This is a genomic window from Acinetobacter sp. CY73 (assembly GCF_059515865.1).
The window spans coordinates 1-14,369 of record NZ_JCAKMZ010000046.1 but is presented as its reverse complement, the minus strand read 5'-3'; the positions used below and the strand labels follow the sequence as shown (position 1 = coordinate 14,369).

The window sequence follows — 14,369 nt, the reverse complement described above, 5'->3', positions numbered from 1 at the left end:
AAGGAAGTCCATCACGACTTTCTTGATAGCTAATCGCAATATCAATATGCTTTTGTCTTCTACAAAGCGTCGTGTAATCTAGGGCTGTCCAACCTAATCCGCAAAGTTTAATCAGACTTTGAACAAAACCTGTGACCATACGTGAAGAGAGTCGAAATAGAGATTTGATTTCGACCTTGTTTGCCTTGTGACTGTGCATACCACTGAGTCTTTGGATCAAACCAAATGGAAATATTGCCTCGGTTAATCAGTCTTCGCAGTATACTGCTCATATAGGAGGACCAATTGGTTGTACGATAAATTTTAGGGACAGGCTTATTCATTTTGAAATTATATTGCCCAATAAGCCTTCTATGCTAGGTTTGTGCAACAAAGCCATTTTAAACTAAACACGTTGTTTTTGAACATTACCGAAAATTTTATTATGAAATATGATTTAACTTACGAATTAAAAAATATAATTGATTTAGGGTATCAAATATTCTCTAACTACACCTTGGAAAATAGTATAAATTTCGATCAAGAATATGGGTTAGAAATTAAAAAAAGATTATTAGAATCACCAATCAATGATCTTAATAAATCTGACTTAATGGATTATCTTGGAAGTCCTAAAAATAGTACCTATAAAGACAATGAAGTTAAATATTTCCTACCGAAAATTGTAGAGCTTTTTATTAATGGTGAAAATCCAGCTATTATTGAAAATGATTTATTTTTAATTTTTAATAATGTAACTGAATGGAAGATTGAAGAAATAAATTTTTTAAATAAACTTATGTTGGAATACTTTAATGCTTTTCTAGAAAAATATTATATTTTCGATTTAACCTTTATTTTCTTTGTATTTAGATTTAATTTTTTTGATACTAAATTGTTATTAGAATATTGGTTGATTTTCGATCTTTATAAAAGTCTAATTGCATTCGCAGTAATGTTAAAAAGCAATCAATACTTTACTCACGATTTAGATACGGTTCAATTTCGCTTATTTAAGTGGAGTTTAACTAAAAAAGTAAAGAATAGATTTGAAAATTCAATATATGAAAGCGAAATAATTGAAAAAATTTACAATGTAAATAATGAAATCTTGCCTTGTGTTGAATATCTATCAATTTATTATAATGATTTGAATCCTGAATAAATAGATTAACAAAGAGAAAATAATATAGGCTTTTCTAAAATTCAATCTTAAGGCATTATGACTAGCATACACGATGATATGTCTGTAAGGATCCGATTAGATTAAATGATAGATTAAACAATTCAGCTTATCTAAGTTATCCTAATCAGTGGATTTGTGTTGAGGGATTAAATGGCAAAAGAATACAATTTCGATGCATCAAATCTATAAAACTCTATTAACCCGAATCCTGCTTAAGGCAATGAGACAATTCATCTTAAGATTTATGCATCATTTTGATCATAAAAAAGTATTTACCTTGATCTGATAGCACTAAAAATTAATCATAAAATTACATTTAGCTTATGATTTTAAAGAAAAATCCTTATCCGCGATTCGGGTTATTAGAATTTAACAAAACATTAGATCCTTACGCTCTATGTGCGAATGAATAAATGTTATTCTTTTTACATAGCGAATATAACCAAGCATATCAATGAACACCACACCACCCCATCAAGCTTTACAACCAGAATTTAGATTACTGGTCTTTCTTGTTGCGATTGGTTTTTTCATGCAAGGGCTTGATACCACTATCATTAATACTGCAATTCCAGCAATTGCGCATAGTCTGAATGAAGACCCGCTCAGTATGCACAGTGTGGTCGTGGCTTATGTACTGTCTGTCGCCGCGTGTATTCCTTTAAGTGGATGGTTAGCCGATCGTTTTGGCGTTCGTAATACATTCTTTGCTGCAATTGTGATCTTTACCTTTGCCTCACTGGGTTGCGCATTTTCAAGCAGTCTCAATGAACTTTTGGTCTATCGCGTCATTCAAGGCATTGGTGGCGCATTCTTATTGCCTGTCGGTCGTTTGGCGATGCTTAAAATTATTCCCCGTACCCAATTTCTAGCAGCAATGAGCTTGATGAGTCTTGCAGGATTAATTGGTCCACTGATTGGTCCAACCTTAGGCGGTTGGATGGTGGAGTATATGACATGGCATTGGATCTTTTTAATCAATATTCCGGTGGGCATACTGGGCGTCATTGTCACCTTTAAAGCGATGCCGAATGTTAAAGAAAAAACAGTCAAAAAATTTGATTTCAGTGGATTTATACTGCTCGTGCTCGCTATGGTTGGGCTATCACTCGGTATTGAAAATCTCGCCAATCAATACAGTGCGGCTTGGGTGAGCATCGCATTGATCATCACAGGCTTGGTCGCAACGTTGATTTATGCTTTTCACGCAATGACTCATCAAAATGCTTTATTTAGAGCGTCTCTATTTAAAAATCATATCTTTACCATCGGGATTTTAGGCAATTTTTTTGCGCGTTTTGGTGGTAATGCCTTACCCTTTCTTATTCCCCTGATGTTACAAGTCGCGTTTGGCTTCGACCCATTCATTACGGGACTATTAATGATTCCGACTGTATTGGGTTCATTGGCATCGAAACCGATTATTCGTCCGCTGATTCAGCGCTTTGGTTATCGTCATGTGCTGTTGGTCAATACGGTGTTGGTCGGTGTATGTATCGCCAGTTTTGCACTGCATACCGCAGCTACACCGACATGGTTGCGTTTAATTCATTTCTTTATTTTTGGCATACTGAATTCTTTGCAGTTTGTTTCGATGAACACACTGACGCTTAAAGACTTATCTCAGCAAAATGCCAGTAGTGGTAATAGCTTCTTGTCTATGATTATGATGCTTTCGATGAGTTTGGGCGTGGCTTTAGCTGGAACATTGGTCAATGTATTTACACAGCATTTAGGCACGGTGCATACCCTACAGGCTTTCCATTACACCCTATTATGTTTGGCAAGTATCAATATCATTGCCGCGCTGATTTTTTGGCAAATTCCGAAAAACACCGCTGTTTAGTATTCACTAAAAAATCTCACTCGATTTCAACACACCTGATGGTCACCTCCCTGAGATCGAGTTATGATGTGATCAATAAGCGCTCTCATACATATTTATGGCTAAAATAAACAAAAAGACAAATTGGACGCGACTGTATTTTATGTCACTTGCAAGTATCGGACTGAGTCTCTGTATTGCTGTATTTATTTACTCTTTTTCTTTCTTTTTTCCAAAACAATATGCCAAAGCCGAAGAATATCCCATCAAAGGCTTTGACGTTTCACATCACCAAAAAGACATTGATTGGAATCGAATCTCTCCGCAAGAGTTTAAATTTGTCTATTTAAAGGCCACAGAAGGCGGCGATTTTAAAGATCGTAAATTTCAACAAAATTGGTTACAAGCGCGAGAGCAAGGATTCTTAGTCGGGGCTTATCATTTTTATCGACTGTGTCGCGATGGCAATATTCAAGCACAAAACTTTATAGAAACCGTCCCGAGGAAAGACAATGCATTGCCGCCTGTGATTGATTTGGAATATGAAGAAAACTGTATCAACCAATACACCAAAGAACAGTTAATCCAACAGATTCAGGTGATGCATGACCGCCTACACCAACATTATGGCAAACAACCGATTTTTTATATTTCCAAAGCATTTTATAATATTGTCTTGGTCGATCAATTTCCAAATACACCTTTATGGGTACGTGAATACAAAAGTAAACCACAACTTAAAAATGATCCCAAATGGCATTTTTGGCAACACACGAATCAGGGTAAGATCAAAGGTATAACAACCACTGTCGATCTCAATGTTTTCAACGGCGACGAATATGCATGGCAAAGTTTTCTTGAAAAAAATCAGCTTTACCTGGCACCAAAATCAAAAAAATAAAACGCCTAAACTTAGAAATATTGCTTTGAATCAATGGCAACCTCCTCCTCAAGAAATTTAAAAAGTGAAAGACCTGCAATAGCTCGGACACCATGTGTCGTTTATCATCGCTAAGCGGAGTGTCTTAGTAAATCAATATGATTTTTTAGGCTAAAATGATCCATTCACTTGCGAACCCTGCTCTGCCTATTGAATGTATGAGAAAAATAATTCATATCGACATGGATGCATTCTATGCCTCTGTTGAACTTCGGGATCAACCAGAGCTCAAGCATTTGCCTGTCGTGGTTTCATCGCACCATCCTCGTGCAGTCATTTGTGCAGCATCCTATCCTGCGCGTGTTTTTGGATTGCGCTCTGCCATGTCCATGAGCCAAGCTAAAAAACGCTGTCCACAAGTCGTAGTGATTGAACCCAATTTCCCCAAATATCAAGAAGTGTCTCGTCAAATTCATGAAATTTTTCGGCAATATACCGATCTCATTGAACCCTTATCTTTAGATGAAGCTTATTTGGATGTCACACATAATTTCAAAGGCTTAGCCAGTGCCACTGAAGTCGCCATGCACATTCGGGCGGATATATTTTCACAAACTGGATTAACCGCATCTGCCGGTGTAGCACCGAATAAATTCTTAGCCAAAGTCGCTTCAGACTGGAATAAACCTGATGGAATATTTGTGATAAAACCCCATCAGATTCAACACTTCATCGAAAACCTTGAACTCAAAAAAATTCCAGGCGTAGGTAAAGTGACCCAAGAAAAACTTGAACGCCTGCAACTGAAAACGCTCGGTGATTTGCAACAAGTTGAACAAAGTATGTTGATACACCATTTTGGAAAATATGGAAAACAATTGTTTCTATATGCGCAAGGGATTGATGAACGTCCTGTGCAAGCAGAACGGCAAAGACAACAGATTTCTAAAGAAACCACTTTTGATCAAGATTTAACACTTTCAGAATGTAGCATTCATTGGTCATCTTTAATTGAACGAGTCTGGTCTAATTTGGAGAAAAAACAACTTCAAGCGCGTGGCGTGACAGTCAAACTGAAATTGAAAAATTTTCAAGTTTTACAACACAGCAAAAGTTTTAAACATCCGCTTAAATCCATAGACGAACTTGAGCAAATCCTACACCTGCTATTATCTGAAATGCATATTCCTAAAAATGACCAATTTCGATTAATTGGTGTCGGTGTTTATCAACTCATAGATCAGGCAGAACAAGCTCAATTGGACTTGTGGTAGCCACCAAATCAGCTGCATTTTTTAATGCTGGGTTGATGATAAGAAATCACATGCATGGCTGAAATTTCAGCAAAAGAATAAAATTAGACCAAATATTGATAGCAAATCTATTTTTTTCGGGTAATCTAATTCCCGCTATACATTACCCATGTATCAGCTGAAATGCTAAAAGACACCTTAAATTTTAGCATTTAGTCCTGTGATTGGCGTGACGATCAATCCGAATATTACAGGACCCTCTGTTATACCTCATGGGCTCTCTTTGTATGCAAACCGCACCTCTCAGTTCTGATCTTCAAGAACAACGTGCCCGTAAAGCTGCGCTCAGTAGTTTTGTGGGTGCTGTCGTCGACTGGTACGACTTTTTACTTTATGGCATTGTTGCCGCACTCATTTTTAAAGACCAATTTTTTCCCAGTATTGACCCGAGTATGGGTACCTTAGCTGCGCTCGCAACTTTTGGCGTTGGGTTCTTATTCCGTCCGCTCGGTGGCGTGATCTTCGGTCATTTTGGTGATCGTATCGGTCGTAAAAAAATGTTGGTATTGACTGTTTTGCTCATGGGCACCGCCACCGTTGGCATCGGTTTACTGCCTAATTTTGAATCGATTGGTTGGTGGGCACCTGTTCTACTGGTCACGCTTCGTGCCATCCAAGGTTTTGCTGTGGGTGGTGAATGGGGCGGTGCAGCCCTCATGGCTGTAGAAAATGCCCCGAAAGGCAAAAAAGCCTTTTACAGTAGCGGTGTTCAAATTGGTTACGGTGTCGGATTAGTCCTCGCCACAGGTTCTGTCTCCTTAGTGCTGATGACTTTTGGTGAACAAGCTTTTGCTGATTGGGCTTGGCGTATTCCATTTATTGCCAGTGCAGTTTTGCTGTTTGCCGCTTTTTGGATTCGTCGTGATCAAGATGAATCACAAGAATTTGTAGAAAAAGTGATTGAAGCAGATAAAAAACCTCAAAAGCTTCCAATCCTCCAAGCGATTACTCAAAATCCAAAAGCTTTCTTCTATATCATTGCACTGCGCTTTGCAGAACTGCTGACGATGTATTTGGTCACCAACTTTGCACTGAATTATTCCACCAATAATTTGGGGATGGATAAGCAATTCTTTTTGAATATTGCACTCATGGTCGGTGCAATCAGTTGTTTTAGCATTCCACTATTTGCATGGATCTCCGATAAAATCACCCATAAAAGTATGTGCGTGGTCGGTGGTCTCATTGGAGCTATGTCAGCTTATCCATTCTTCATGGCGTTAGATGCTCAAAATACCTGGCTGATTGTGATCTTTGCGATTTTACTTGCCAATGTTGCACATGACATGGTGGTTGCAGTTCATCAACCCATTTTCACCTCACTATTTGGTACAGAGTATCGCTACAGTGGTGCTGGGGTGGGTTATCAAGTCGCGAGTATTATTGGCGGTGGCTTTACGCCAATGATCGCTGCAGCATTGGTGATTTGGGGTGATGGTTCATGGCAATACGTCGCACTATATCTAGTCTTGGGCTGTTTTATTACGGCACTTGTGGCAGCAATCATGCCGAATACAACCAAAGAATAAATCTCTAAACGGTTCAAGAAAAAGAGAAGGTTTTGAATGACCTTCTCTTTTTTTATGTCATGTGCTATCTAACAGATTCTTTGAAATGAAAACATCAGTACCCTTTAATTAGCCTTGCTTTGCATAATCGAATCGTTCACGTAAACTCGAATGATCTAGAAAGAAACAAGAGAAATGACATGGCTGTACAACGTCTTCACGTCGCAAAACGCTTTTCAGAAATTGCCATTTCAGGAAATTTAGTTCATTTGGCAGGTCAGTTGGCTTCAGATTTGAGTTTAGATATCAAAGGTCAAACGCAACAAACCTTCGATATGATTGACCAATTTTTAGCAGATGCAGGTACAGATAAAAGCCATATTATGTCTGTGACGATTTATTTAAAAGATATTGAAAAAGACTATGCTGCATTTAATGAAGTCTGGGATGCGTGGGTTGCAGATATTGAAGCCCTACCTCGCACCTGTGTCGAAGCCAAACTCTATGACCCCAATGTTTTAGTCGAACTCACAGTGGTTGCTGTCAAACCCGAAGCAGAGTAGCCATAATGTTAGGCGAAATCTTTTTTTAGACTCTCAAAGAATTTCTTGAAAAAATGCATGTATTCACATGCATTTTTTATCTTTATCCCCTTTTATATTCATCCAACTCGAATATTCACTACCCATAGATACGTGCTTTAGCCAAATCAGTAGATGAATACACTTCAAACTTCCCCAATTCAGCCACACTTACACTGGGTTTGTGTTGCATTTCAACAATTTCAGTCAAAAAATCTTCACGTAATTGTTGATACTCAGGCACATGCTCATAGCGAATGAGTCGATATCCTGCTGCCTCCAACAAAGCATCTTGTTGTATCGCAGAATGATTACGCTTTGATAAACTCACATCCCCCAATGCAACAACAGCCACCACATGACAATCTCGATCTAACACGACAAAGTCCGCAAACATGCTGGCGTATTTACGTCGAGTCCGTGGGAATTTAGTCGTGAGTAAAGCATCAAATGAAACATGAGCAAATACATTTGCCTCAGGTAAAATTTCTTTAATTCGAGCAAAAGTCATTTGCTCTTCCGCGTTAAAAACAGCTCTCTGCCTTAAGATACTGTCCGATGGTTGCTTAGCTTTTAATCCGTTATAAGCAACGATCATCACGATGGTAAGTGCGATTACACTCACGACAATCATCATGTCCATTGTTTCAATCCTTATGTGTATTTTTATAATTCATTGTTGTTTAACATTTTATTTGTAATAAAACGCTTTTTATTGACCACTCATTGAATCCATTCAACGTCTTTACCATATTTTTATATACTTTAGAGTGGCATCCTAGAATACCAGTCTATTGAATCTATTTTCAAAAAGTCATTTTTTCAATTATTTAAGATAAGAATTTGTAGCACATTTAAGCAAGATGAAATCAAAATCATTTAACGCTTTGATCAGTATCTAGCCATCAACCTATCGAATAATCCAAATACCAGTCTCATGAGTGTAAAGCCTTCGATCTACAAAAAATAATTTTGCTATGAAAATATTTTTTATTAAAAATAAGAGCAATCTAACCACAAAATGTATGACCCAATCCTTGCATCAACCTATTCTTAATTCTGCCTTGATCTACTATTTTTAACACCAACAAAAAAAGATTTCATCCAAAAATTGTTAAATGACATTACTGTGACATCCCCAATCTTTCTTTTATAAACCAAATAACTCGTCTTAACAATTTTTTCAGATAGAAATCATCGACTTTTTAAGCGTTTTAGAAAATATATTGGATTCATTTCTAGATAAAGTCTGTACTAAAACTTATCAACATTCTGAAAAAAGTTATCCACAAAAAAGGATGCCGAAGCATCCTTTTTTTTCAAATATAACTCAGTAATTAAGCACGTGATCTCGATTTAGCATTGTTTTTTGGTTTTGAGCCACTCGGTTTTTTACGATCCCCTGTTTCACGTGGAGGCAGACCGGTATGCTGAGTCAAAATTTGACCCCGCTCAGGACGTTTCTTGGTATTTGAAGGACGTGATTGATTTTGATCACTACGTTTCTGTGAATCCCCACCTACAGTTGAGTTTTTCTTCCGTGCGGATTGATACTGACCTTCAGTTGTTCCCGCAGGTTGATAGGTCGGAATCAAGTGTTGCTTCGAATTACCAATCAAGTCCTGACGCCCCATTTCCTTTAAGGCTTCACGTAGTAAAGGCCAATTGTTTGGATCATGGTAACGTAAGAATGCCTTATGCAAACGACGACGCTTCTCGCCTTTCACAATATCCACACTTTCGGTATAACGCGCGACTTTAGACAGCGGATTTTTACCTGTGTAGTACATCGTGGTGGCAGTCGCCATTGGTGACGGATAGAAGGTTTGTACTTGATCCGCACGGAAGCCATTCTTCTTCAACCAAATCGCCAAATTCATCATGTCATAATCCGTTGTACCTGGATGTGCCGCGATGAAATATGGAATTAAGTACTGCTCTTTACCTGCTTCCTTACTGAAACGATCAAACATTTGTTTGAAGCGATCATAGGTCCCGATTCCCGGTTTCATCATCTTCGACAATGGACCTTTCTCGGTATGTTCAGGTGCAATCTTAAGATAACCACCCACATGGTGTGTGACCAATTCTTTCACATATTCAGGGTTCAATACTGCAAGGTCATAACGCAGTCCCGAACCAATCAAAATCTTTTTAATACCTTTAATTGCACGTGCTTTACGATACAACTGCGTCAAGGGAGCATGATCAGTCAATAAGTTCTGACACACACCCGGGTACACACAAGATGGCTTCCGACAGTTTTTTTCAATCTCAGGGTCATTACAGTGCAAACGATACATGTTTGCCGTTGGGCCACCTAAGTCCGAAATAATGCCGGTAAAGCCCGGTGCTGTATCACGAATTTTTTCTACTTCACGAAGAATCGACTCTTCAGAACGGTTTTGAATAATACGACCTTCATGTTCTGTAATTGAACAGAAAGTACAGCCACCGAAACATCCGCGCATGATGTTGACGGAGAACTTAATCATGTCAAATGCAGGGAAACGTGCATTTGCATAAGATGGATGTGGTAAACGTGCATAAGGTAAATCAAACACGTAATCCATTTCTTCTGTGGTTAATGGAATTGGCGGTGGGTTCAGCCACACATCACGTTCACCATGCTTTTGCACCAATGCACGCGCATTACCTGGATTGGTTTCCAAATGTAAAATACGGTTGGCATGTGCATATAAAACAGGATCAATTGCCACTTCCTCAAAAGATGGCAAACGAATCACAGCCAATTCACGAGGTGGTAATTTGTGTTTAATCGCTTTAGAAATTGGTTGTAACTGTACAATTTGAGTGTTTTCGTCTAAATCATCGCCTGCACGAACAATCGGGTTCGCAACAGCTTCTTTTTGGAAACCCTGATACTGAGCTAAAGAGTTACCTTTATCTTTTTCGATTTCACAACCATCTAAATCTTCAGTCATCACATAAGGATTGATGATTGGATCAACACGACCCACGGTATCCACATCATTCGATGCGATTTCCACGAATTTCGCTTTAGAAGGTCGATTCAGTTTGTTCACGATGAACGCAGTACCGCGAACATCCGTGATCTCGTGAATTTTTTCACCACGCGCCAAACGATGCATAACTTCTGTAATCGAACGCTCACCATTACCGTACATCAGTAAGTCAGCCTTCGAATCCATTAACACTGAACGACGTACTTTGTCAGACCAGTAGTCATAGTGCGCAATACGACGTAAAGATGCTTCGATACCACCCAGCAAGACTGGAACATCAGGATAAGCTTCACGAACACGTTGGCAATACACGGTTGCAGCACGGTCTGGACGTTTATTCGGTACGTTGTCTGGTGAATAGGCATCATCAGAACGGATTTTACGATCCGCCGTATAACGGTTGATCATCGAATCCATATTCCCTGCGGTCACCCCCCAAGCAATATTGGGTTTACCTAAAACACGGAACGCATCTACGCTGGTCCAATCAGGCTGCGCAATGATACCCACACGGAAGCCCTGAGCTTCTAGCACACGTCCGATAATGCCTGAACAAAACGATGCATGGTCAATATAGGCATCGCCACAGACTAAAATAAAGTCACAACTGTCCCAACCGAGTTGATCCATTTCCTCGCGTGACATCGGCAAAAATGGCGCAGGTTCAAAACATGACGCCCAATATTTGTCGTAATCAAACAACGCTTTTGGCGCAGTCTGCATAGTATAAGCAGTAGACATGGCTAGCAATTCTCGGCTGGCAGATGGATGATCTCAAAAAAAGATCAAAGAAGATGAAAGCCGAGTATTTTACCATGAATTCCATCCATGTTGCTTGATTAAAAAACAATCAAAATAGTGTTTTAACAATTTTCTGCTCATTTCGTTTTTTTAGAATGTTGAAATAGGTTAAATAATCAATATCCGACAAATGGAAGGTTTTATTTTTCTATTTAAAATCATCATCTTTTTTCATTTTTTTACCGCATTGACCATAAATCTAAAAGTACAGTCATTTAAGATATTTATAAATTCACAATATCAGCATAGCGTTAACAAAAAAATAAAGGGTTACCCCTAATGATTAAACGCTTCTTTATCTCTTTAATGGTCTTTATTCAATCCGTGGTATGGGCAAGTCCACCACAACAGAAATGGTATACAGAACAAGATGCATGGAAGAAATTACAACAACGAATGCCCCAAGCTTATCAGTTGAGTGAGCATGACCTTCCACAAGAATATTTTTGGGCTTGGCAAGAGCATCAGGTCCATGTTGATTATTATCCTCGACCTAAATCCAAAGCAAAAGTCATTTTATTGCATGGTGTCGGCACCAATGGGCGTCAAATGAGTTTGGTTTTAGGACATCCACTTGCTCAAGCTGGGTTTGAAAGCCTAGCTCTGGATCTTCCCGGTTATGGCTTAACTCAATATCCTTCGAAATCGAAAATTGTTTATCAAGATTGGATTCAATTGGTTAGCGATTTTGTAGATGCGGAAGCCAAGAAAGATGATCGCCCTATTTTCCTGTACGGTTTATCAGCGGGTGGGATGCTCACGATGCATGTCGCTATGCAGAATCAAAATATCAAAGGCATTATTGGCATGACTTTTCTAGATCAGCAAAATTTAGATGTCAAAAAAGGCACAATGCGTTTTAGTTCAATAAGCCCACTCCTACTACCCGCCATGCAAATAACAGCCAAGACGCCTATGGGTAGCCTTCCTTTACCCATGTCTTTGGTCTCTAAAATGTCTAAACTGACCAATGACCCGCAAGCCTTGAAGATCATGCTCAAAGATAAAACTTCTGCGGGTAACACCATGAGTATTAAATTTTTAAACAGCTATATGAACTATAAACCGCCTTATCACGTGTCGTCATTTGTGCAATGTCCAGTATTGTTGACTCAGCCTGCTGAAGATCATTGGACACCTTTGTCACTGAGCCAAGAAGTATTAAAACGATTAAGTGTTCCGCACGAAGTGGTCATGCTTCCAAAAGGTGGGCATTATCCTGTGGAAAAAGAAGCATTGGATCAATTGAAAATCAGCAGTATTGAATTTATTGAAAAGAATCTAGGGACTGGAGTTCGTTAGCAATCACCATTTCAAAATTTCGATTTACTCTTTAATGAGAAAGTGAATGCAGAGATGAAATTGCTAAAAATTAGAAATGATTGATTACAACTTTTGTCACGTATTTTGAACAGATTACACTTCAAAGTCTTACACCTGAATCGTCAATCGATTGTTAGTTTAGATAGAGCTTGCATATATCATATGAGGGAACCAAAATGACCAAAAAAGCACTATTTATTACATCGAATCAAGGTGTTGAACAGGATGAATTGATTAAGCCTCTTGAGTATTTACAAAGTAAAGGCATTGAAGTGATTCATGCTGCTGAGAAAAATGAAGAGGTTCAAACGGTTAAAAGTGATAAAACACCTGCAACACGATATACCCCTCAGACGACTTTAGAAAATGTCGCAGTAGAAGATTACGATATTTTGGTGATTCCGGGGGGAACAGTAAATGCAGATACATTGAGAATCAATGCTGACGCTCAAAAGATCATTCAGCACTTTACTGATCATCAAAAGCCGATTGCTGCGATTTGCCATGCACCTTGGACGTTGATTAATGCTGAGCGTATTCATGATAAAAATCTGACCTCCTATAAAAGTATTAAACTTGATCTACAAAACGCAGGTGCAAACTGGGTCGATGAACAGGTTCATCGTTGTAATACAGGTGGCTGGGTACTCATTACTTCAAGAGATCCAAATGATATTCCTGCCTTTAACCAAGCGATTCTTGAAGAATTAGAGACTTAGTGAATTTTGTACGAAAATGCTTACATCTAAAGCTGTTATCTGCTTCTAGGCATGAGTTCTCTTTTTTGTTATTCTGAATACATCAGGAAACAGGACGTTTCCCAAACGAAAAACAACAACAATAATATGTTTGAGCATCAGGACGTGAGGTTAGACAGGAGTTAAACCTAAACAACCCGATACGAAGAAAAGCCCATCAGGATGATGGGCTTTTCTTTTTCTGCTTTATTCTTTTGAATACTTAAAATTGTTTTAAAAATTCTACAATTTCTTTTTGCTCTGCCATCTCAGCCAGTTGCAATGCGGTGTATTCACCTTTGTAGTTGACGTTAGCACCTTTTGATACAAGAAGTTTTACCACATCTAAATAACCATTTTCAGCAGCAGCTTGCAATGCGCTATAGCCTTCGTCATCGGTTTGGTTTACGTCTACGCCATTTGCAAGCACTGTTTCAACTTCTGCGATTTCACCGATTGATGACCAATACACAAGTTCAGGAAGATGAAGTTCTTCATCATCTTCAGGGATTGGGGAGAATGAGTTGAGTTGCATTGTACTATGCTCAATCTAAATTACTTGACTTCATACTATACATTACTTCATTGTAAAGATTCTTTCTCAAATTTTAATGCTTCTTTATTTGAACCTACATACCTATTGATTCCATCTAAAGCAAAAAAACCACTTATGGGTTTTTCATGATGTCCAATAATCAAACCACCAAAACAATTGATGGCACTACAACCTTTGATAATCGTACTATTATTAGTTATCAAAATATTAGTAGGTCGAACTAAAATTTCAACTCCATTGCGGAGAAATCTTCCTCTTTTAAATATGACTTTATTAGGAGGACAAAACTCTATTTCTATCAAAATTTTTCTATGGTTTTCACGTATAGCCAAATATGAAACATAAGCTACATCATCTTAAATACGATATCCAGAGCTTCCTGAATGGTTTTATTGTTCTGAGCAATGATGTGCCTGACTTTACTTTTTAAGACAGACCATGCTTTTTCAATAGGATTGAGGTCGGGACTATACGCAGGTAGATAAACGATTCTTGTCTTATATTTTGCTGCTAAATCATCAATCGCTTGACCTTTATGAATTGAGGCATTATCGAGAATCAGCAAATAATTTTTAGTCTGAATATCCTTCTTCTGTAAGTCCTTTAACAAATACTCCAACCAACACAGAAAAATACTCCGATCACATGAGCCTTGAAACACTAAAGGTTGAATAAATTTGAATGGTGCATTTG

At 38.3% G+C, this 14,369-nt stretch carries 13 protein-coding genes and 1 pseudogene; 8 read left to right on the top strand and 6 right to left on the bottom strand.

What is annotated here, in order from left to right; all coding sequences use genetic code 11:
- Positions 1-323 (bottom strand): annotated as a pseudogene (locus AC5YD2_RS15380) (transposase); the annotation flags it as partial.
- Positions 324-364: 41 nt separating this feature from the next.
- Here AC5YD2_RS15380 and AC5YD2_RS15375 point away from each other — a divergent pair.
- The 6 genes from AC5YD2_RS15375 (at position 365) to AC5YD2_RS15350 (ending at position 7,254) form a co-directional block, all read left to right on the top strand.
- Positions 365-1,144, top strand: a complete 780-nt coding sequence (locus AC5YD2_RS15375) for a hypothetical protein (protein WP_496127158.1) — start codon at positions 365-367, stop codon at positions 1,142-1,144.
- Positions 1,145-1,619: 475 nt separating this feature from the next.
- Complete coding sequence (gene mdtD / locus AC5YD2_RS15370) at positions 1,620-3,011, top strand: multidrug transporter subunit MdtD (protein ID WP_496127157.1); 1,392 nt, start codon at positions 1,620-1,622, stop codon at positions 3,009-3,011.
- Positions 3,012-3,153: 142 nt separating this feature from the next.
- The gene (locus AC5YD2_RS15365; protein WP_496127155.1) at positions 3,154-3,891 is read left to right on the top strand and encodes a glycoside hydrolase family 25 protein; all 738 of its coding nucleotides are present in this window, start codon (positions 3,154-3,156) and stop codon (positions 3,889-3,891) included.
- A gap of 197 nt (positions 3,892-4,088) precedes the next feature.
- Positions 4,089-5,144, top strand: a complete 1,056-nt coding sequence (gene dinB, locus AC5YD2_RS15360) for a DNA polymerase IV (protein ID WP_496127154.1) — start codon at positions 4,089-4,091, stop codon at positions 5,142-5,144.
- A 266-nt stretch (positions 5,145-5,410) separates the two neighbouring features.
- Entirely contained in the window at positions 5,411-6,712 is a 1,302-nt protein-coding gene (gene shiA, locus AC5YD2_RS15355) for a shikimate transporter (protein ID WP_496127153.1), read from the top strand.
- A gap of 179 nt (positions 6,713-6,891) precedes the next feature.
- Positions 6,892-7,254 carry a RidA family protein gene (locus AC5YD2_RS15350; RefSeq protein ID WP_496127152.1) on the top strand — a complete coding sequence of 121 codons (363 nt, stop codon included), beginning with the start codon at positions 6,892-6,894 and terminating at the stop codon, positions 7,252-7,254.
- Positions 7,255-7,372: 118 nt separating this feature from the next.
- Here the strand turns inward: AC5YD2_RS15350 and AC5YD2_RS15345 are convergent, their stop codons facing one another.
- Both AC5YD2_RS15345 and AC5YD2_RS15340 read right to left on the bottom strand, forming a co-directional pair.
- Positions 7,373-7,915, bottom strand: a complete 543-nt coding sequence (locus tag AC5YD2_RS15345; RefSeq protein WP_496127151.1) for a DUF2726 domain-containing protein — start codon at positions 7,913-7,915, stop codon at positions 7,373-7,375.
- 694 nt (positions 7,916-8,609) lie between these two features.
- Entirely contained in the window at positions 8,610-11,000 is a 2,391-nt protein-coding gene (locus AC5YD2_RS15340; protein ID WP_496127150.1) for a YgiQ family radical SAM protein, read from the bottom strand.
- A gap of 339 nt (positions 11,001-11,339) precedes the next feature.
- Here AC5YD2_RS15340 and AC5YD2_RS15335 point away from each other — a divergent pair, with 339 nt between their 5' ends.
- Both AC5YD2_RS15335 and AC5YD2_RS15330 read left to right on the top strand, forming a co-directional pair.
- Positions 11,340-12,362, top strand: coding sequence for an alpha/beta hydrolase (locus tag AC5YD2_RS15335; protein ID WP_496127149.1), 1,023 nt, complete (start codon positions 11,340-11,342; stop codon positions 12,360-12,362).
- A 197-nt stretch (positions 12,363-12,559) separates the two neighbouring features.
- Positions 12,560-13,102, top strand: coding sequence for a type 1 glutamine amidotransferase domain-containing protein (locus AC5YD2_RS15330; RefSeq protein WP_496127148.1), 543 nt, complete (start codon positions 12,560-12,562; stop codon positions 13,100-13,102).
- Positions 13,103-13,343: 241 nt separating this feature from the next.
- On the opposite strand, the gene AC5YD2_RS15325 is transcribed toward AC5YD2_RS15330, so the two are convergent.
- From AC5YD2_RS15325 to AC5YD2_RS15315, 3 genes are all read right to left on the bottom strand, one after another.
- Positions 13,344-13,655: an ankyrin repeat domain-containing protein gene (locus AC5YD2_RS15325; protein WP_496127147.1), complete on the bottom strand. Its 312-nt coding sequence runs from the start codon at positions 13,653-13,655 to the stop codon at positions 13,344-13,346.
- A 47-nt stretch (positions 13,656-13,702) separates the two neighbouring features.
- Complete coding sequence (locus AC5YD2_RS15320) at positions 13,703-14,008, bottom strand: hypothetical protein (protein ID WP_496127146.1); 306 nt, start codon at positions 14,006-14,008, stop codon at positions 13,703-13,705.
- 14 nt (positions 14,009-14,022) lie between these two features.
- The coding region (locus AC5YD2_RS15315) for a transposase (RefSeq protein ID WP_496127145.1) at positions 14,023-14,369 on the bottom strand (347 nt) is incomplete at its 5' end.